Annotated in this window: 18 protein-coding genes; 5 read left to right on the forward strand and 13 right to left on the reverse strand. The window is 71.4% G+C overall.

The window, feature by feature from the left end:
* Window position 1 precedes the first annotated feature (1 nt).
* From htpX to glnA, 3 genes are all read right to left on the reverse strand, one after another.
* Window positions 2-919, reverse strand: a complete 918-nt coding sequence (gene htpX, locus OHO27_RS30860; RefSeq protein ID WP_328428239.1) for a zinc metalloprotease HtpX — start codon at window positions 917-919, stop codon at window positions 2-4.
* 128 nt (window positions 920-1,047) lie between these two features.
* A complete protein-coding gene (locus tag OHO27_RS30865; protein ID WP_328430601.1) occupies window positions 1,048-1,320 on the reverse strand; it encodes an SCO2583/SCO2584 N-terminal domain-containing protein in 273 nt (90 codons plus the stop codon).
* A gap of 120 nt (window positions 1,321-1,440) precedes the next feature.
* Window positions 1,441-2,850, reverse strand: a complete 1,410-nt coding sequence (glnA, locus tag OHO27_RS30870; protein ID WP_328428240.1) for a type I glutamate--ammonia ligase — start codon at window positions 2,848-2,850, stop codon at window positions 1,441-1,443.
* 198 nt (window positions 2,851-3,048) lie between these two features.
* Between glnA and OHO27_RS30875 the strand changes: the two genes are divergently transcribed.
* The gene (locus tag OHO27_RS30875) at window positions 3,049-3,516 is read left to right on the forward strand and encodes an RDD family protein (protein WP_328428241.1); all 468 of its coding nucleotides are present in this window, start codon (window positions 3,049-3,051) and stop codon (window positions 3,514-3,516) included.
* 110 nt (window positions 3,517-3,626) lie between these two features.
* On the opposite strand, the gene OHO27_RS30880 is transcribed toward OHO27_RS30875, so the two are convergent.
* The 4 genes from OHO27_RS30880 to lipB all read right to left on the reverse strand — a co-directional run bounded on the left by OHO27_RS30880 (window position 3,627) and on the right by lipB (window position 6,801).
* Window positions 3,627-4,328, reverse strand: a complete 702-nt coding sequence (locus OHO27_RS30880; RefSeq protein WP_328428242.1) for a DUF4191 domain-containing protein — start codon at window positions 4,326-4,328, stop codon at window positions 3,627-3,629.
* 75 nt (window positions 4,329-4,403) lie between these two features.
* Window positions 4,404-4,604, reverse strand: coding sequence for an SCO2195 family GlnR-regulated protein (locus OHO27_RS30885; RefSeq protein ID WP_328428243.1), 201 nt, complete (start codon window positions 4,602-4,604; stop codon window positions 4,404-4,406).
* A 255-nt stretch (window positions 4,605-4,859) separates the two neighbouring features.
* Window positions 4,860-5,849: a lipoyl synthase gene (gene lipA, locus OHO27_RS30890; RefSeq protein ID WP_328428244.1), complete on the reverse strand. Its 990-nt coding sequence runs from the start codon at window positions 5,847-5,849 to the stop codon at window positions 4,860-4,862.
* Window positions 5,850-5,982: 133 nt separating this feature from the next.
* On the reverse strand, window positions 5,983-6,801 hold the full coding sequence (gene lipB / locus OHO27_RS30895; protein ID WP_328428245.1) for a lipoyl(octanoyl) transferase LipB: 819 nt from the start codon (window positions 6,799-6,801) through the stop codon (window positions 5,983-5,985).
* A gap of 278 nt (window positions 6,802-7,079) precedes the next feature.
* Here lipB and OHO27_RS30900 point away from each other — a divergent pair, with 278 nt between their 5' ends.
* Complete coding sequence (locus OHO27_RS30900; protein ID WP_328428246.1) at window positions 7,080-8,519, forward strand: regulator; 1,440 nt, start codon at window positions 7,080-7,082, stop codon at window positions 8,517-8,519.
* Between the two features lie 8 nt (window positions 8,520-8,527).
* Here the strand turns inward: OHO27_RS30900 and OHO27_RS30905 are convergent, their stop codons facing one another.
* The gene (locus OHO27_RS30905) at window positions 8,528-9,916 is read right to left on the reverse strand and encodes an NAD(P)/FAD-dependent oxidoreductase (RefSeq protein ID WP_328428247.1); all 1,389 of its coding nucleotides are present in this window, start codon (window positions 9,914-9,916) and stop codon (window positions 8,528-8,530) included.
* A gap of 202 nt (window positions 9,917-10,118) precedes the next feature.
* Complete coding sequence (locus OHO27_RS30910; protein ID WP_328428248.1) at window positions 10,119-11,018, reverse strand: TIGR01777 family oxidoreductase; 900 nt, start codon at window positions 11,016-11,018, stop codon at window positions 10,119-10,121.
* Between the two features lie 72 nt (window positions 11,019-11,090).
* Here OHO27_RS30910 and OHO27_RS30915 point away from each other — a divergent pair, with 72 nt between their 5' ends.
* Window positions 11,091-11,588: a GNAT family N-acetyltransferase gene (locus OHO27_RS30915; RefSeq protein WP_328428249.1), complete on the forward strand. Its 498-nt coding sequence runs from the start codon at window positions 11,091-11,093 to the stop codon at window positions 11,586-11,588.
* Window positions 11,589-11,606: 18 nt separating this feature from the next.
* On the opposite strand, the gene OHO27_RS30920 is transcribed toward OHO27_RS30915, so the two are convergent.
* Complete coding sequence (locus OHO27_RS30920; protein WP_328428250.1) at window positions 11,607-12,791, reverse strand: MarP family serine protease; 1,185 nt, start codon at window positions 12,789-12,791, stop codon at window positions 11,607-11,609.
* A gap of 916 nt (window positions 12,792-13,707) precedes the next feature.
* On the opposite strand from OHO27_RS30920, the gene OHO27_RS30925 reads away from it, so the two are divergent.
* Window positions 13,708-14,505: a peptidoglycan recognition protein family protein gene (locus OHO27_RS30925; protein WP_328430602.1), complete on the forward strand. Its 798-nt coding sequence runs from the start codon at window positions 13,708-13,710 to the stop codon at window positions 14,503-14,505.
* 192 nt (window positions 14,506-14,697) lie between these two features.
* Here the strand turns inward: OHO27_RS30925 and OHO27_RS30930 are convergent, their stop codons facing one another.
* Window positions 14,698-15,825 (reverse strand): lipid II:glycine glycyltransferase FemX, encoded by a 1,128-nt coding sequence (locus tag OHO27_RS30930; protein ID WP_328428251.1) that lies wholly within the window; start codon window positions 15,823-15,825, stop codon window positions 14,698-14,700.
* Between the two features lie 224 nt (window positions 15,826-16,049).
* On the opposite strand from OHO27_RS30930, the gene OHO27_RS30935 reads away from it, so the two are divergent.
* Window positions 16,050-16,268, forward strand: a complete 219-nt coding sequence (locus OHO27_RS30935; protein WP_328428252.1) for a hypothetical protein — start codon at window positions 16,050-16,052, stop codon at window positions 16,266-16,268.
* Between the two features lie 27 nt (window positions 16,269-16,295).
* Here the strand turns inward: OHO27_RS30935 and OHO27_RS30940 are convergent, their stop codons facing one another.
* Window positions 16,296-16,814 carry a DUF4240 domain-containing protein gene (locus OHO27_RS30940; RefSeq protein WP_328430603.1) on the reverse strand — a complete coding sequence of 173 codons (519 nt, stop codon included), beginning with the start codon at window positions 16,812-16,814 and terminating at the stop codon, window positions 16,296-16,298.
* Window positions 16,815-16,940: 126 nt separating this feature from the next.
* A complete protein-coding gene (locus OHO27_RS30945) occupies window positions 16,941-17,915 on the reverse strand; it encodes a helix-turn-helix transcriptional regulator (RefSeq protein ID WP_328428253.1) in 975 nt (324 codons plus the stop codon).
* Window positions 17,916-17,919 lie beyond the last annotated feature (4 nt).

Raw genomic sequence — 17,919 nt, forward strand, 5'->3', positions numbered from 1 at the left:
CTCACGCCCCTCCGGGAGCCGCCGCCTCACCCAGCTCGGCGGAGATCCGCCCCAGCTGGTCGAGCCGCTGCTCAAGGCTCGGGTGAGTCGAGAAGATGCGCGCGATGCCGGGCTCGCGGCCCAGGGCCGGCGTGAAGTAGAAGGCGTTGAAGGCCTGTGCCGTCCGCAGGTCCTTGGTCGGGATGCGGGCGATGTCGCCGGAGACCTTGGTGAGCGCGGACGCCAGCGCCGAGGGCCGTCCGGTGAGCAGTGCCGCGGCCCGGTCGGCGGCCAGCTCCCGGTACCGGGACAGGGCCCGGATCAGCAGGAAGCTGAGCGCGTACACGGCCGCCGACACGCCCATGACGACGGCGAAGATCGCGGCGGTGTTCTGATCCCGGCGCCCGTCGCTGAACAGCTGCGAGTAGAAGGCGAACCGTACGATCAGCCCCGCGATCACACCGAGGAACGAGGCGACCGTGATCACGGCGACGTCCTTGTGCGCCACGTGTGACAGCTCGTGCGCGAGCACACCCTCCAGCTCGTCCGGCCGCAGCCGCCGCAGCAGCCCCGTGGTCACACAGACCACGGCATGATCGGGGTTCCGCCCGGTGGCGAACGCGTTCGGCATGTCCATCTCCGACACGGCGACCACGGGCTTGGGCATGTCGGCGATGGCGCACAGCCGGTCGACGACCCCGTGCAGCTCGGGATACTCCTCCCGCTCCACGACCCGCCCCCGCATCGCGAACAGCGCGACCCGGTCGGAGAACCAGTACTGCGCCCCCAGCAGCGCCGCCGCAACGACCACGACGAGCACCCAGGACTTCAGCAGAAAGATCAACGCGACGACGAACGCCACGTACAACAACCCGAGCAGAAACAGAGTGATCCCCATACGGGCGGTCAACCGCCGATCACTCCGGAAGCGACTCTGCATCTCGCATCACCCCGCGCACTCAGGCACTCGTCCCACTGCCCAGTGTGCACCCGGTGACTCCCATGAACGGGTCGTGATCGGCCCCAGGACAGGCAAAGGCCGGGAGTGCGGGACCGCAGGCGGACGGCCTAGTAGCCCGCGCGGAAGTTGATGTAGCCCAGCAGCACGATCACCCCGGCGACGCAGCCCAGCACGATGGCCGTCGACACCCAGCCCGACCGGCGCTGCCGCCGGGCCACATGATCGGGCTCACCCCGGAACGGAACCGGCCCGGGCGGGTTCTCCTTCCAGCGCGCGGCGAGCATACGGGCCCGCGCCGAGGGCTCCTTGTGCTCGGCGTTGTCCGCCCACCTCAGGTCGAACTCGCGTTCTTGATCGTCGTGTTCGTGCTGCTCCGGCATCCCGTCCACCCCCGTGTCGTCCATCGGCAGAGGAAGAATAGAACATACGCCCGCGCCCCCGCTGTCAGTAGAACAGCGGGGGCGCGGGCGCTATGCCTCGGTGCCTGGATCAGGCGTCGATCACACGTCGAAGTACATCTCGAACTCGTGCGGGTGCGGACGCAGCTGCAGCGGGGCGATCTCGTTCGCGCGCTTGTAGTCGATCCACGTCTCGATCAGGTCCGGCGTGAAGACGTCGCCCTGGAGGAGGAACTCGTGGTCGGCCTCGAGGCGGTCGAGGACGGCCGGGAGGGAGGTCGGGACCTGGGCGACGCCCGCGTGCTCCTCGGGAGCCAGCTCGTAGAGGTCCTTGTCGATCGGCTCGGCCGGCTCGATCTTGTTCTTGATGCCGTCCAGGCCCGCGAGCAGCAGGGCCGAGAAGGCCAGGTACGGGTTGCCGGAGGAGTCGGGCGCGCGGAACTCGACGCGCTTGGCCTTCGGGTTGGAGCCCGTGATCGGGATACGCATCGCGGCGGAGCGGTTGCGCTGCGAGTACACCAGGTTGATCGGGGCCTCGAAGCCCGGGACCAGACGGTGGTACGAGTTCACCGTCGGGTTGGTGAAGGCGAGCAGCGACGGGGCGTGCTTGAGGATGCCGCCGATGTAGTAGCGGGCGGTGTCCGACAGGCCCGCGTAACCGGCCTCGTCGTAGAAGAGCGGCTGGCCGCCCGTCCACAGCGACTGGTGCACGTGCATGCCCGAGCCGTTGTCACCGAAGATCGGCTTCGGCATGAAGGTCGCGGTCTTGCCGTTGCGCCAGGCGACGTTCTTCACGATGTACTTGAAGAGCTGCAGGTCGTCGGCCGCGGCGAGCAGCGTGTTGAACTTGTAGTTGATCTCGGCCTGGCCGGCGGTGCCCACCTCGTGGTGCTGGCGCTCGACCTGCAGGCCGGAGGCGGCCAGCTCCAGGGAGATCTCCGCGCGCAGGTCGGCGAAGTGGTCGACCGGCGGGGCCGGGAAGTAACCGCCCTTGTAGCGGACCTTGTAACCGCGGTTGTCCTCCAGCGCGCCCGTGTTCCAGGCACCCGCCTCGGAGTCGATGTGGTAGTACGCCTCGTTCTCGGCGGTCTTGAAGCGCACGCTGTCGAAGACGTAGAACTCGGCCTCGGGGCCGAAGTACGCGGTGTCGGCGATGCCGGTGGAGGCGAGGTAGGCCTCCGCCTTCTTCGCCACGTTCCGCGGGTCACGGGAGTACTGCTCGCCCGTGATCGGGTCGTGGATGAAGAAGTTGACGTTGACCGTCTTGTCGCGGCGGAACGGGTCGACGCGCGCGGTGGACAGGTCGGCGCGGAGCGCCATGTCGGACTCGTGGATGGCCTGGAAGCCGCGGATCGAGGAGCCGTCGAACGCGAGCTCCTCGGCCGGGTCGAAGGCCGTGGCAGGGATCGTGAAGTGCTGCATCACGCCCGGCAGGTCGCAGAACCGGACGTCGATGAACTTCACGTCCTCGTCGGCGATGAACTTCTTGGCCTCGTCGGCGTTCTGGAACATCCAGCTCCTCCTACTCCCGACCCGTCGGTCCGGGGTGGTAGTTCGGTCGTGCGGCCAGTGCGGTGGCACACGCTGGCCTCGACCCTAGGGACGGGTGATTTCTCGGGCGTGACCCATTTGTTTCGCACACGTTAACCGGACATCCCCGACCTCCCCCCACCTGTCCACATCGCAAAACGGGCACAGTACCGTGGTCGCGTGGACAAGAGGCAAGCAATCGGATCCTGGCTCTCGGGCCCCCGCGCGGCCGCCGAGGACGCCGGTGTCGACTTCGGATACCGGGGTCAGCAGCTCGGTCTCCCCGAGGAGGGGCCGGGCTCCATCGCCCGCCCGGGACGCCGGCTCGGGGCGCTGGCCGTCGACTGGGGCATCTGTGTCTTGATCGCATACGGTCTCATTACGGACGGCTATGGTCAGGCGACGAGCAACTGGGCGCTGCTGCTGTTCTTCCTGATGAGCGTCCTGACCGTGGGCACGGTCGGCTTCACCCCGGGAAAGCGACTCTTCGGCCTGCGCGTGGTCGTCCTGGAGACCGGCGACGTCAACCCGCTGCGCGCCCTGCTGCGCACGGCCCTGCTGTGCGTCGCGATCCCGGCCCTGATCTGGGACCGCGACGGCCGCGGCCTGCACGACCGGCTGGCCCACACGGTCGAAGTACGGATCTGACCTCCGTACGCCTCGCATAAGTCGAACGTACTCCTCGTGCCGGACGCTTCGCATACGACGATGGGGGCGCCCGGAGTGATCCGGGCGCCCCCATCGTCGTACGAGGGACGTCAGCGAGCCTTCGGCCCGCCCTTCGGCAGCTTCATGCCCTTGGGCATCGGGCCCTTCGGCAACGGCATGTTGCTCATCAGGTCGCCCATGGCCTTGAGCCGGTCGTTGGTGGCGGTCACCTGGGGGCCGGTCAGCACGCGCGGCAGTTTCAGCATGGTGGTCCGCAGCTTCTTCAGCGGGACCTGGCCATCGCCCGTGCCCACGATCAGGTCGTGCACCGGCACGTCCGCGACGATGCGGTTCATCTTCCTCTTCTCGGCGGCCAGCAGGGTCTTCACCCGGTTCGGGTTGCCCTCGGCGACCAGCACGATGCCGGCCTTGCCGACGGCCCGGTGGACCACGTCCTGGCTGCGGTTCATCGCCACCGCGGGGGTCGTGTTCCAGCCCCGGCCGATGTTGTCCAGCACCGCCGCGGCGGCGCCCGGCTGGCCCTCCATCTGCCCGAAGGCCGCCCGCTCGGCCCGGCGCCCGAAGACGATCGCCGACGCGAGGAAGGCGAGCAACAGGCCCAGGATGCCGAGATAGATGGGGTGACCGATCAAGAAACCGATCGCGAGGAAGACACCGAAGGTGACGATTCCGACAGCCGCGAGTACAAGACCGATCTTCTTGTCGGCCTTGCGGGTCATCTTGTAGGTCAGAGCGATCTGCTTGAGTCGCCCGGGGTTTGCAGCGTCCGCTGCCGTGTCCTTCCTCGCCATGCCACGAAGTCTACGTGCCCCCGGGAGCGCCGACGACGGCAGTGCCGTGCCGAGCGCACGGGGAGCGCGGCGGGGTCAGGAACGGACCGTGGTGACCTGGTCCAGGACGCGCTGCGCCTCGACCCTGTCCTTGGCGCGACGGCGGTCCTCCAGCACGGACGTCCAGGCGTTGCGACGAGCGGTGCGCTGGCCGCTGCTCATCAGCAGCGACTCGACGGCACGCAGTGCAGTGGTGAACGACGGGATGGCGGTGGCGCGAACGGGCGCGGCCTGCATGGTGGAGGTCCCCCCTCGGGAATGGCGGCTTCGTGAGTGATGCACGGGGTGTACAAACAGGGTCACTGATTGGTGTTACCAGGGCGTGACCGACCGGTCAAACACCAATGAAACCTTGATACGCGGGCCGAAATGCTTGACGCGGCCCTGACGGTGCCCCTATCTGCGGGGACGTCCAGGACCGCGTCAATCGGCCGTGCCGAAGGGCAGTTGCTTGTGCGCAGGTTCACATGAACGGGGTGGCACTCCGTGCCATCACACCGCCTGCGAGGCGACGTAGGAACCACCCCGCTGCGGAGCAGCAAATTGACGCTGCTCGATGGCCATCTGGTAGAGCCGCCCGGCACGGTAGGAGGACCGCACCAGCGGGCCGGACATCACACCGGAGAAGCCGATCTGCTCGGCCTCGTCCTTCAGCTCCACGAACTCCTGCGGCTTGACCCAGCGCTCCACCGGGTGGTGGCGCACGGACGGGCGCAGGTACTGCGTGATCGTCACCAGCTCGCAGCCCGCGTCATGCAGCTGCTGGAGCGCCTCGCTGATCTCCTCGCGGGTCTCGCCCATGCCGAGGATGAGGTTGGACTTGGTGACCAGGCCGTAGTCGCGGGCCTCGGTGATGACCTTCAGGGAGCGCTCGTAGCGGAAGCCGGGGCGGATGCGCTTGAAGATCCGCGGCACCGTCTCGACGTTGTGCGCGAAGACCTCGGGGCGGGAGGCGAAGACCTCCTGCAGCAGCTCCGGTACGGCGTTGAAGTCGGGGGCGAGCAGCTCGACCTTGGTGCGGCCGGCCTCGCGCTCGGCGGTCTGCTGGTGGATCTGGCGCACGGTCTCGGCGTACAGCCAGGCGCCGCCGTCCGGGAGGTCGTCGCGGGCGACGCCGGTGATGGTGGCGTAGTTCAGGTCCATCGTGACCACGGACTCGCCGACGCGGCGGGGCTCGTCGCGGTCGAGCGCCTCGGGCTTGCCGGTGTCGATCTGGCAGAAGTCGCAGCGCCGGGTGCACTGGTCGCCGCCGATGAGGAAGGTCGCCTCGCGGTCCTCCCAGCACTCGTAGATGTTGGGGCAGCCGGCTTCCTGGCAGACCGTGTGCAGGCCCTCGCTCTTCACGAGGTTCTGCATCTTCGTGTACTCGGGGCCCATTTTCGCCCGCGTCTTGATCCACTCGGGCTTGCGCTCGATGGGGGTCTGGGCGTTGCGGACCTCCAGGCGCAGCATCTTGCGTCCGTCGGGTGAGACTGCGGACACGACCGGCTCCCTAGCGATTGATTCTTCGGCGTGACCCAGGGTACGCCCGTTGATTTGTTTGCCCGGCGTGGGCGCTGGCCTTGCTGGGGGCTGCCACCCCCAGGCCCCCGCTTCGGCCTGAACGGCCTCGTCCTCAAAAGCCCGACGGGCTGACAGTCACCGGCGTCTTGTCGACCAGCCGCGGCTTCAGCTCCGCGTTCTCCAGTACGTCCGTGAGGTGCCGCTCGACGACCGGCAGCACCTCGTCGATCGTGACGTCCCGGCCGAGCTCGGCGGCCAGCGAGGCGACGCCCGCGTCGCGGATCCCGCAGGGGATGATCCGGTCGAACCACTTGTTGTCCGGGTTCACGTTCAGGGCGAAGCCGTGCATGGTCACGCCCTTCGCGACCCGGATCCCGATCGCCGCGATCTTGCGGTCCTCGCGCCGCTGGCCGGCGTTGGAGGGGGCGTACTCGGGGCCGTTCAGGCGGGGGTCGAACTCGTCGTCCGTCAGGCGGGGGTCGAAGTCCAGCGCGAGTCCGCCGAACGACGGACGCTGTTCGACCGGATCGCCCAGGACCCACACCCCGCTGCGGCCCTCGACGCGGGTGGTCTCCAGGCCGAACTCCGCACAGGTGCGGATCAGGGCCTCCTCCAGCCGCCGTACATGGGCCACGACGTCCACGGGGCGCGGCAGCTTCTGGATCGGGTAGCCGACGAGCTGGCCCGGGCCGTGCCAGGTGATCTTGCCGCCGCGGTCCACGTCGATGACCGGCGTGCCGTCCAGGGGCCGCTCGTTGGCCGCCGTGCGCCGGCCCGCCGTGTACACCGGAGGGTGTTCGAGAAGCAGAACCGTGTCGGGGATCTCGTCCTCGAACCGCGCCGCGTGCACCCGGCGCTGCTCGTCCCACGCCTGCTGGTACTCGACGGCGTCCGCTCCGAACCCCATGCGCACGAACCGCAACTCACCCACGGCAAGCGCCTCCCTGGTGCCTAGAAGGTCGTAAGGCACAAAGCGTGCCCACGCCACTGTACGACCGGCTCGTTCGGGTGACGTCTCGCGGTCCGCGTCAGCCCGGTAGGGCAATCCTCACACGATCGGATGAATGGGCGGCGAAATGTGCGATCGGCCGCTTACTCTCCGCTACATTCGCGCCGTTCGAGCAGGCCAAAAGGGCTGCTCACCGGCAATCCGGGCACCCGCGGCCGTACGGCCCCGCAAGGCCCGAAAGGCAGGAGACCGCACCGCAGATGACGGAACGACCCGCGCAGCGCACTCCCAACCGTCAGCTCGCCGCGCTCATCGCAGAAGCGGGATTCTCCAACGCGGGTCTCGCCCGCCGGGTGGACCAGCTCGGCCTCGAACACGGGCTTGATCTCAGATACGACAAGACCTCGGTCACCCGCTGGCTGCGCGGGCAGCAGCCACGCGGTACGACGCCCGCGCTCATCGCCGAGGTCTTCACGCGCCGCCTCGGCCGCCGGCTCTCCGCCCAGGACCTCGGCCTCGACGCCTGCGCGCCCGTGTACGCGGGGCTGGAGTTCGCCGCGACACCCGAGGAAGCCGTCGACATCGTCAGCGGCCTGTGGCGCAAGGACTCCGGCAGCCACGCCGAGCTGCGCAAGATCGCGTTCACTCCGGCCGGCCTCGTCGTGCCCAGTCGGGACTGGCTCATCGGCCGCGCCGACGAGAAGGTCGCCCGCGGCGAGGCGATCGCCCGCATCCCGGTGCAGGGCCGCCCGACGGCCGTACCCCGCCAGCGCGGGCAGGCCGAGCGCGGCCCCGGCCAGAAGGTCACCGGCGGCGACATCGCCGCGCTGCGCTCGGTCGGCGAGCTGTTCCGCTCCCTCGACGACATGTACGGCGGTGGTCACGCCCGGCAGGCCCTGGTCCGCTACCTGGAGCACGAGTGCGAGCCGATGCTGCGCGGCACCTACGGCGAGCAGACCGGCCGCCGCCTGTTCGCGGCCGCAGCGGACCTCACGAGGCTCGCGGGCTGGACGTCGTACGACATCGCGGCGCACGGGCTCGCCCAGCGTTACTTCGTGCAGTCGCTGCGGCTCGCGCAGGCGGCCGGTGACCGGGCGTTCGGCTCCTACGTCCTGGTCACCATGAGCCGTCAGGCCGTCTACCTCGGGCACGGACGTGAGGCCGTCCAGCTCGCGCGCGTGGCCCAGCAGGGCGTGGGGACCAGCGCGCCGCCGGTCGTGCAGGCCCTGCTGCATGCGTGCGAGGCGCGCGGGCACGGCGTACTGGGCGAGGTGCGAGCCTGCACCGCCTCCCTGGTGCGGGCCGAACGCGCCCTCGAAGCGGCCCGCCCCGTCGACGACGTGCCGCACTGGGCGCGCTTCTTCGACGAGGCGCAGCTCGCCGACGAGTTCGGCCACTGCCACCGGGACCTGCAGCAGTTCCGCGCGGCGGCCCAGCATGCCGAGCGCTCCCTGCAGCTGCGTGCCCCCGCCTACGCCCGCAGCCGCCTCTTCTCCCGCGTCGTCCTCGCCTCCGCCCGCCTCGGCCGCGGCGAACACGACCAGGCCGGCGCCCTGGGCGCGGAGGCCGCGGGCGCTGCCGCGGAGATGCGCTCCGTACGGGCGGTCGAGTACGTCAGGGACTTCGAGCGGAGGCTGGAGCCGTACCGGGATGCGGCGCCGGTGCGGGGGTATCGCGACAAGGTGGCGGCCTTGGGGTAGGCGGCGCTTCAGGCGGCCCTCGCTGTGGGGAGCGGCTCCGCCCGGTGCAGGGACCCCGCCGCCCCCAGGTCCGCCAGGATCGCCGCCGCGGCCCGGTGGGCCGAGTGGAGGGCTCCCTGGACCGTGCTGGTGTCGCGGTGGTCGCCGCAGACGTACAGGCCCGCCAGGAGGCGCACCGGACGGCGCAGGTCGTGGGGCGCGCGCATCGCGGGGACGGCCTCCGGGGTGTGGTGCACGGCGAGGGTCTCCCAGCGTGCGGTGGAGGTGCCGTAGAGGCGGGACAGATGCATCCGTACGGCCGTGTCGATGTCGGGCGGCGGCGTGCCGAGGACCGTCGACGAGACGAGTGTGCGGCCCGCCGGTGCGCGGCTCGGGTCGACCTGGCTGATCACCGCCGTGTGTGCGACCGGGCCACCCCGGTCGGCGTCGAGCACCAGCGAGGCGCCGGTCGCCGGCGGCTCGTCGGTCGTGTGGTGGACGACGGTCACCGGGTGGAAGTCCGGTACGCGCAGGCCCGGCAGCAGCTCGGCGGCGGTCCGTGCGTCCGTCGCAAGCAGGACGGCCCGGCAGCGGATCTCGCCGTGCTCGGCGGTGGTCACGGACGTCGTGGCGACCGACGTGACCCGCACCCCGGTGTGCACGGTGCCCGGCGGCAACACCCGTGCCAGCAGCTCCGGCAGCGCCTCGGCGCCGCCCTCGGGCACGCACATCCGCCCGCTCGCGAAGGAGCGGAGCGCCAGATCCGCGCACCGGCTGGACGTCGCCAGTTCCGGGTCGCACAGCAGCGCGGCGAGCAGCGGCCGCAGGAAGCCGTCGATCGTCCGCGCCGGAACGCCCCGCTCGGCGAGAGCCTGCGCGGCGGGCAACTCGGTGCGGGCGAGCAGCCGTTCGACGGGCACGGTGGCCAGCCGGGCGAGCGCGGCGCCGAGCCTGGCCTGGTCGACGGCCGTGCCCAGCGGTGCGCCCGCGCGGACCCGCGGTATGGGCGTCTGTCCCGGAACACCCCGTACGGGCCCGGTCCTCGGGGCGCTCGCCAGGGCGCGCACCGCGTGGAGTGCGCCCCTTGCGCGCCGGGCGCTCAACGGGCTCGCCACCGCGCCCGCGCGATGCCGGCGCCCGTCGCTGTGCAGCAGTACGCCCGGCGCGAAGAGGCGCAGCGCCAGTGCGTCGAGCCCGGGTGTCAGCCGTAACTCCGGATACGACGTCGACAGGAGTTGCCCGATCCGGTCGAGCCGGAACCCGTCGACTTTCTCGGTCGACATGCGGCCGCCCGGGTAAGGGGCGGCCTCCAGCACTGCGGTCCTCACTCCTGCGCTGGTCAGCCGATGCGCCGCGGAGAGTCCGGCGACCCCGGCTCCCACGATGACGACGTCCGCCTGGTACGCGGGCTCAAGCACGTGCCCCTCCTCGAGGTTGCGCGGCCGGTGGAGACGTCATGCCCCCAACTGGCTCCGGGGATACCCGAGTTCGGGTCGAGGTTAGGGCTGTGATCGGTCAAAAACAGTCGCGCATGGGCAGAGCACGGTCGCACAGCGGTCGCATGCGGGCGCTCGGTGTCGCCCGACCGATACATGGCGGGTACCCGGCTTGACCCTTCGATTACTTGGCGGCAGCCCGGATCGCCCCCTCGATGTCCGGGAACGCGAAGGTGAATCCGGACTCCAGCAGCCGCTTCGGCAGCACCCGTTGGCTGCCCAGTACGTCCCCGGCCAACTCGCCGAGGACCGTCCGCAGCACCGGCGCGGGGACCGGGAAGGGCGTCGGCCGGTGCAGTACCCGCCCCATCGCCTCGGTGATCTCACGGTTCGTCAGCGGCTGCGGCGCCGTCACGTTGAACGGGCCCGACAGATCGTCCCGGTCGATCAGATGCCGGATCGCGGCCACCTCGTCGTGCAGCGAGACGAACGACCAGTACTGCCGTCCGTCCCCCAGCCGCCCGCCGAGCCCAGCCTTGAACAGCGGGAACAGCCGCCCCCAGGCCCCGCCCTGCCGGGCCACCACCAGCCCCGTGCGCGGGAACACCGTCCGTACGCCCGCCTCCTGCGCGGGCGCCGCCGCGCCCTCCCACTCCACGGCCAGCGAGGGCAGGAAGCCCTCCCCGGGCGGGGCGCTCTCGTCGACGGCCCGGTCGCCGGTCTCGCCGTAGTAGCCGATCGCGCTGCCGTTCACGAACACCCGCGGCGGCTCGTCCAGCGACACCATCGCCTCCGCCAGTGCCGCCGTGCCCTGCACCCGGCCGCTGCGCAGCTTCGCCTTGTACGCATCCGTCCAGCGCCGCGAGCCCACGTTCGCGCCGGCCAGATTGACCACGGCGCCGCACCCCGCGAGCCCGGCCGCGTCCACGTACCTGCGCTCGGGGTCCCACCGGACCTCGTCCGCCGAGCGGGGTGCACGGCGCACCAGCCGCACCACCTCGTGCCCGTCCGCGACCAGCGAGCGCACCAATGCGCCGCCGATCAGTCCGGAGGAGCCGGCCACCGCGATTCTTGAAAGTTCCATGACCTCAATCCTGCCGTTGACCACATAAAACCCCGGTCGGGTTCCCGGGGGTCCGGTCGTAGGGTGACGCTCATGCCCGAGCCGTACAAAGCCCGTATACGCGCTGCTCTGCCCGATGACGAGGAGGAGCTGTCCCACCTCGACCGTGTCACGTGGTCGCCGACGCACGCGGTCATGCCCGAACCGCGCCCGCCCTACCCGCCGTTCTTCACCGAGCGCCACGCCCCGGAGGACCATCTGGTCGCGGAGCTCGACCGCCGTATCGTCGGCTACGTCCGCCTCGGCTTCCCCACTCCGCTCGCCTGTAACGCGCACGTCCGGCAGATCCAGGGCCTCGCCGTCGCCGACGAAGCGCGTGGCCTCGGTGTGGGCCGGGCGCTGATCCGGGCGGCGGTGGAGGAGGCGTGCCGCAGGGGCGCACGCCGGCTCACCCTGCGCGTCCTCGGTCACAACACGCCGGCGCGCAAGCTGTACGAGTCCGAGGGGTTCGTGGTGGAGGGGGTGCTGCCCGAGGAGTTCTTCCTGGACGGGCAGTTTGTGGACGATGTGTTCATGGGGCGCAGCCTCTGACACCGGCACGCCAGGGCCTCATGAGGTGACGAGTTCCCCCGTACCCACCGCCGCCGTCGCGTTGGCCGCGCGCCTGGCGTCGGAGGCGACCTCGGCGACCGTGAGGACGTAGCCGGTCCGGTCGTCGGAGGTGGAGCGGGCGAAGACGACGCCGAACACCTTGCCGTCGGTGGTCAGCAGCGGGCCGCCGGAGTTGCCGGGGCGGACGGTGGAGCGGATCGAGTAGATCTCGCGGGTGACGGTCTCGTCGTTGTAGATGTTCTGCCCGGTCGCCCGCACCCGGTTCGCGACCGTCGCCGCCTGGAGGTTCAGGTCGCCGTCCTCGGGATAGCCCGCCACGACGGCCGAGTCGCCTCGGGTGGCCTCCTCGTCGAACGACAGGACGGGGGCGCGCAGATCCGGGACGTACAGCACGGCGACGTCCCGGTCCGGGTCGAAGAGCACCACCCGCGACTCGTACGACGGCCCGACGCCGCCGACCCGGACGCTGGGGGCGTCGATGCCGGCCACCACATGGGCGTTGGTCATCACGTGCTGCGGGGAGTAGACGAAGCCACTGCCCTCGCGGCCCTGGGTGCCCGCGGTGCCCTCGATCTTGACCGTGCTGAGCTTGGCGGCGTTCGCGGCGGCCGGCGTGACGCTGTCGCCGGAGGGCTCGGCGACCTCGGCGGTCGACTCGTTCTCGAAGGGGTTGAAGACCTGCGGGAACCCGGCTTCGGTGAGCGCGGAGGTGGCTCGGGAGAACCAGGCGGGGGTCGTGTCCGGCATCGCGTCCTGCACGGTCCCGAGCAGCCGGGAGTCCCGGATGGCGGCGGTCAGCAGCGGGGAGGAGGACGCGGCGAGAACGCTCGCGGCCACCCACGCCACGATCAGCACGGCCACCGAGTTGGCCACGGCACCGCCGACGCCGTCCGCCACCCTGAGCGGCCCGCGGTCCAGTTCCCTTCGCAGCCGCAGCGCCAGCCGTCCCGCCAGCTCGTGCACCAGGACCGCCGGGAGCAGCACGGTGAGCACCGCGGTCACGGTCGCCCCCGTCGTGCCCGGTGTGACCAGGTCCATCATCCACGGCAGGATCCATACGCCGATCACCGCGCCGCCCACGAAGCCGGCCAGCGAGATGCATCCGGCCACCAGTCCGCGCCGGTATCCGGACGCCGCGTAGGCCAGGATCACCAGCAACAGCAGGATGTCGAGCAGGTCCACAGAGCCGCCTTTCTCTCGGACCCCTTAGTACGCGCGCGAGACGCCTGTTGATCAGTGCCCGCGCACGCGCCGCCGGGAACCGGCCACGCCGCGTGCACCTGGAGAAACGCCCCGGACCAGGACGATGGTTCCACCGGGCGTCACAGCACACATCGCGGGCGGACCGGATCCGTCGGACAGTAGAGCCATGCGTGCCTTCCGACGGGTCACCCGAAGGGTCTTCCGAGGAACACGGGGGAGACGAAGACCACGTGCCGTACGAATACCGTGGGCTGCGCGGATGCGGGGGGCTGGGGGAGGCGCGGGCCGGGAGCCGTTACAGGGGGATTCGACGGGGGCTCGGGATTTCGTGGAGGGGGCTGGGCGGACAGCGGGCCCGGATGGCGTGGCGGGGGGCGCACCGGCATCGGACGGTGAACCATCGCGGGACACTTCGCGAGGAGCCGGCGCGGGCCCATGGCGGGAGGCTGCGGGCGGGCCCGCTCCAGGGCGGGGGGAGGACGCGCCGCCCGCGCAGGAGGAGGCCGTACCGGAACGGCCGTCCCGGCCGGTGGAGCCGCGCGTGCCGGAAGAGCTGCCTGTGGGGGAGGAGCCGGGGCTGCGGGAGCGGTCAGTCGTGGCGGACCGGCCCTTCGCGCGCGAGCTGCCGCCTGTGCGGGATGAGGCGGTCTTTCGGGAGCAGCCGGACGTGTCGGCACGGCCCGTACTGCGGAATCAGCCACCCGCGGGGGCGGCGGCGCCCGTGCGCGAACAGCCGGCGCCGCAGGGGCCGCCCACCGCAGGAGAGGGGCCTGCCCTCCAGGGGCAGCCGAAACTGCGACCGCAGCCGACCGTGCCGGGACGGCCGGCCGGGCCGGTACCCGGTGACATGCCGCAGGACCGGGCCGGGTGGCCGTCGGCCGGTCGGTGGGGCCAGATGCACGGGCGGAGCCGGTGGCAGCCGCTCTCGGCATGGCGGGTGCACCCCGTCGCGTTCGCGCTGCTCGGCTGTGTCCCCGGCCTCGCCGCCGTTCTCGCGCTGGGGTTGTGCGCGAGTGGCGTCGAGCGGATCGTCGCGGCCGGTTCGCGGCCGGTCGCGGCGCGGCCCGCCGCCTCGCATCAGGCGCCCCGGCCCACCATCGTGCCGAGGTCGGCCTGGCTCGACCACGAGACCCGGCGTGCCCAGCCACCCCCGCGTTACGACGACACCGTCGTCGCCGTGTTCGTCCACCACACCGACTCACCCAACGGCTACGACTGCGCCGACGTACCCCGGATCATCCGGTTCGTGTACGCGGGCCAGACCGGCTCCCGCGACTGGGACGACATCGGCTACAACTTCCTCGTCGACCGCTGCGGCACCATCTACGAGGGCCGTGAGGGCGGCATCGCCCGGCCCGTGACCGGCGCCCACACCCAGGGCTTCAACCACCGCACCACCGGCATCGCCGCCATCGGCACCTTCACGGAAGGCGTACCCGTGCCGAAGGCGATGACCGACGCGATCGCCGCGGTGGCCGCCTGGAAACTGGGGCTCTCCGACACGGACCCCCGCACGAAGGTCCGACTGACCTCCAGCAACAGCTACAGCCGCTACGCCTCCGGCACCACCGCGACGTTCCCCGCCATCGTCGGCCACGACGTCGGCTACATGACGAGCTGCCCGGGCGCCGCCCTCAGCGAGCGTCTCCCGGAGATCAGGGAGACGGCGGCCCGGTTGCAGGGCAGGCACTGACGCGTGCGGTCTCCTTGCCGGCCCGGAGTTGTCGTGCGGCCGAGGGCCCTACAGCGCGGACCTGCCTGCTCGCGCCCTCGCCCGAACCGGCGTGACCCGCCCCCCCGCCTGCCCCGGTCTGATCCTCCCCCGTGCCGCCCGGCGTGCCCCACTCCTCGGGCGCTCGCCCCGGCACAACCCCGCCCCGGCCGGTCACCGCCTCCCCAGATAAACCCCCAGCGCCCGCTGCAACACCCTCCCCTGGCTCCCCACCGGCAGTTCCCACTCGCCGAGGTACTCCACCGCACGGCCGCCCGCGCCGGTCTTGAACAGGAGGCGGCCGAGGAGGCGGTCCTCGGTGAGGGTGGGGGTGATGGACCGGAGGTCGTAGGTGTCGGCGCCCGCGGCCCGGGCGTCGCCCAGCATCCGCCACAGCAGGGCGCTGCTGGGTCGCAGTTCACGACCCCGGCGGCCGGACGCGGCGTAGGAGTGCCAGGCCCTGGAGCCGACGCTGATCATGAGGGCCGCGGAGAGCACCTCGCCGTCGTACTCGGCGAGGTAGAGCCGCAGCCGGTCCTCGTCCTCGGCGTTCAGGGCCGCCCACATGCGCCGGAAGTAGTCCAGCGGGCGAGCTTTGAAGCCGTCGCGGGCGGCCGTCACGGTGTACAGACGGTAGAACTCGGGCAGGTCGGCCGCCGAGCCCCACGAGATCCGGACGCCCGCCGCCTCGGCGGTGCGCAGCGACTGTTCCCAGTGCGGTGCGAGCGCGGCACGCAGATCGTCCACCGAGCGCCCCGCCAACGGGATCTCACAGCCGTAGCGCGGCTGACCGAGCCCGAACCCGCTCCCGTCGTCCTCCTCGCACCGCCGCCACCCCAGCCGCCGCAGCCGCTCCGCGGCGTCGAGGGCGTAACCGTCGATGCCGGCCGTGGGCACATCGCGCAGCTGACCCACCTCGCGGTCGGCGATGCCCGCCGTCACGTCGGCCGCGTCCCAGTGGCGTACGACGAGCGGCGGGCCGATCCGGACGGAGAACGCCCCGATCCGCTTCAGGTGGGCGACGAGCGGGTCCAGCCACCGTTCCAGGCGTGGCGTACGCCAGTCGATGGCGGGCCCGTCGGGGAGGTAGGCCAGGTAGCGCCGGGTGCCGGGCAGGGGCCGGTACAGGACCAGCGCCGTCGCGACCATCTCGTCGCCCTCGAACCACCCCACGCTCTCCGGCAGCCAGTCGGGCTTCACATCGCCCCACTCGGGGATCTGCAGATGGCTCGCGTCGGGATACAGCCGTAGGTGGGCCAGATGCTCCTGGCGCGGTATCTCCCGCACGTACAGGCTGGTCATGGGCAGGGTGCTCCTGTTCGGTCCGGTCACCCTAAGCCGGAGATCACGGAACCGGTCAAGAGACGGAGCGTGAACCTTCCGGAAAGGCCCCCGCCGGCTTCCTCACCGGCTCGCTCACCGGCTCCGTCACCGGCTCGCTCACAGGCTTCTCGTAGCCGACTCAACGATCTCCCCGAGACAGCCTCCCTATCGTCATGCACACGCACTGACCGGAGGTGGGGATCATGAGCAGCGACAACGGCACGCCCAACCACAGCAGCAAGCGGGTCTGGACCGTGGTCTGCGCGGTCGCGACCGTCGTCCTGGGGCCGGCCGCCGTCACGGCGTCCGCGCTCGACCAGGCCAATGAGGCGCCGATGCACCACGCGGTGCAGGCCGACCCGGCGCAGCCGCAGGCCTACCTCCCGTCGGACCCCAGCCGCAGGCGGACCGCCGCGGCCTGATCCGGCTCAGTCCTCAGTCCTCAGTCCTCAGGCCTTGAAACGCTCCCACAGCTTGGGATACCGGTCCGCCAGCGCCCGCTCGTTCTCGAAATCGACCGGCGTGCCCTCCGGTTCCGGGGGCGCGGGCGGGATGCCGAGGTCGGGGGCGACGGTGCCGGTGAGCTGTTCGTAGGCCTCGTCCGCGGCGTAGCCGAGCTCCTCGGCGTCGCCGTCGAACTCCTCGTCGAAGTCGTCCAGCAGGTCGGCCAGCGAGTCGGGGTCGTGCACGCCGCCCTCGTACACCTCGCGGCCCTGGCCGATCAGCCAGCACCGGAAGAAGTCGAACGCGTCGTCGCTGGCCCCGTCCAGCAGAACCCAGGCGGCGCCCCACAGGTCCCAGGTGTACGCGCGGTTGTAGCGGGCCTCGAAGTGACGGGCGAAGTCGAGCACCGAGTCGGGGTCCTGCTGGAGCAGCCGCTCCACGAGCAGGTCGGCCTGCTCCTCGGGGTCGCCCTCGGCGGCCTCACGGGCGCCGTCCACCAGCTCCCAGAACTCCGTCTCGTCCATCACGCGTCCAGCATCGGCCCTGCGAGGGTGGGGCGCACGTGGAGTGCGACGGATTGTTATCGGCGTACGGGCCTTGGGCCGGTCGGGCAGGGCGGTGTCCGACCGGTGCCCGGCCGGTGTCCCGGCTCACGCTCCGTACAGCGCGGCCAGCCGTATCGCATCGTCCGTGAACCGCTCCCTCAGCGAATCCGGCGCCAGCACCTCGATCTCCGGCCCCAGCGACGCGAGCTGGGTGTGGGCGACCTCCTCGGACTCCACGGGCAGCGTCAGCGTCACCCAGCCGTCCCCGTCCGGGGCGTCCGCCGCTCGCAGTGCCTCCCGCGCGGACTGCGGATCGACGGTGTACGGCAACCGGCGCACCCCACCCGGCGACACCCGCACCACGACCTCGGCCCGCAGCAGGGACCGCGCGAACTGCTCGGCGCGCTCCTCCCAGAAGCCCGGCAGATCGAATTCCCCGTCCCGCTCGAACCGCTCCTCACCTCGGTCCACGGCGGTGAACCGGTCGATGCGGTACACCCGGTACGAGCCGTGTCCCGCCACGCGGGCGCACAGGTACCAGACCCCCGCCTTCAGCACGAGCCCGTACGGCTCCAGCTCCCGCCCGACCTCGCTCTCCCCGCGCCGGTACCGGGCCACGATCCGCCGGTCGTCCCACACCGCGTCCGCGACGGCCGGCAGCAGCTCGGGTGTCTTCGGCTCCCTGAACCAGTTCGGGGCGTCCAGATGGAACCGCTGGGCGGCGGAACGGGAGGCGTCCCGCAGCGAGGGCATCAGGGCCGCCGACACCTTCAGCGTGGCGGCGGAGGCCGCGTCCTCCAGCCCCATCTCCCGCAGCGCGCCCGGAAGCCCGCTCAGGAACAGCGCCTCGGCCTCGCTCCGCCCGAGCCCCGTCAACCTGGTCCGGTACCCGCCGATGAGCCGGTACCCGCCGGCCCGCCCCCGATCCGCGTACACCGGGACACCGGCCTCGGACAGGGCCTGCGCGTCCCGTGTGACGGTCCGCTCCGAGACCTCCAGCTCGCGCGCGAGCTCGGCCGCGGTCATGGAGGGCCGGGACTGCAGAAGCAGCACCATCTTGATGAGCCGGGCAGCACGCATACGG

Origin of the sequence: Streptomyces sp. NBC_00443, from assembly GCF_036014175.1 — a bacterium.
Classification (GTDB): Bacteria; Actinomycetota; Actinomycetes; order Streptomycetales; family Streptomycetaceae; genus Streptomyces.

Coding starts and splice junctions, on each gene's coding strand:
- OHO27_RS30925 (WP_328430602.1), top strand. CDS start 13,708: ATGCACGGGCGGAGCCGGTGGCAGCCGCTCTCGGCATGGCGGGTGCAC.
- OHO27_RS30915 (WP_328428249.1), top strand. CDS start 11,091: ATGCCCGAGCCGTACAAAGCCCGTATACGCGCTGCTCTGCCCGATGAC.
- OHO27_RS30935 (WP_328428252.1), top strand. CDS start 16,050: ATGAGCAGCGACAACGGCACGCCCAACCACAGCAGCAAGCGGGTCTGG.
- OHO27_RS30900 (WP_328428246.1), top strand. CDS start 7,080: ATGACGGAACGACCCGCGCAGCGCACTCCCAACCGTCAGCTCGCCGCG.
- OHO27_RS30885 (WP_328428243.1), bottom strand. CDS start 4,604: ATGCAGGCCGCGCCCGTTCGCGCCACCGCCATCCCGTCGTTCACCACT.
- OHO27_RS30945 (WP_328428253.1), bottom strand. CDS start 17,915: ATGCGTGCTGCCCGGCTCATCAAGATGGTGCTGCTTCTGCAGTCCCGG.
- OHO27_RS30940 (WP_328430603.1), bottom strand. CDS start 16,814: ATGGACGAGACGGAGTTCTGGGAGCTGGTGGACGGCGCCCGTGAGGCC.
- htpX (WP_328428239.1), bottom strand. CDS start 919: ATGCAGAGTCGCTTCCGGAGTGATCGGCGGTTGACCGCCCGTATGGGG.
- OHO27_RS30910 (WP_328428248.1), bottom strand. CDS start 11,018: ATGGAACTTTCAAGAATCGCGGTGGCCGGCTCCTCCGGACTGATCGGC.
- glnA (WP_328428240.1), bottom strand. CDS start 2,850: ATGTTCCAGAACGCCGACGAGGCCAAGAAGTTCATCGCCGACGAGGAC.
- OHO27_RS30930 (WP_328428251.1), bottom strand. CDS start 15,825: ATGACCAGCCTGTACGTGCGGGAGATACCGCGCCAGGAGCATCTGGCC.
- OHO27_RS30880 (WP_328428242.1), bottom strand. CDS start 4,328: ATGGCGAGGAAGGACACGGCAGCGGACGCTGCAAACCCCGGGCGACTC.
- OHO27_RS30865 (WP_328430601.1), bottom strand. CDS start 1,320: ATGCCGGAGCAGCACGAACACGACGATCAAGAACGCGAGTTCGACCTG.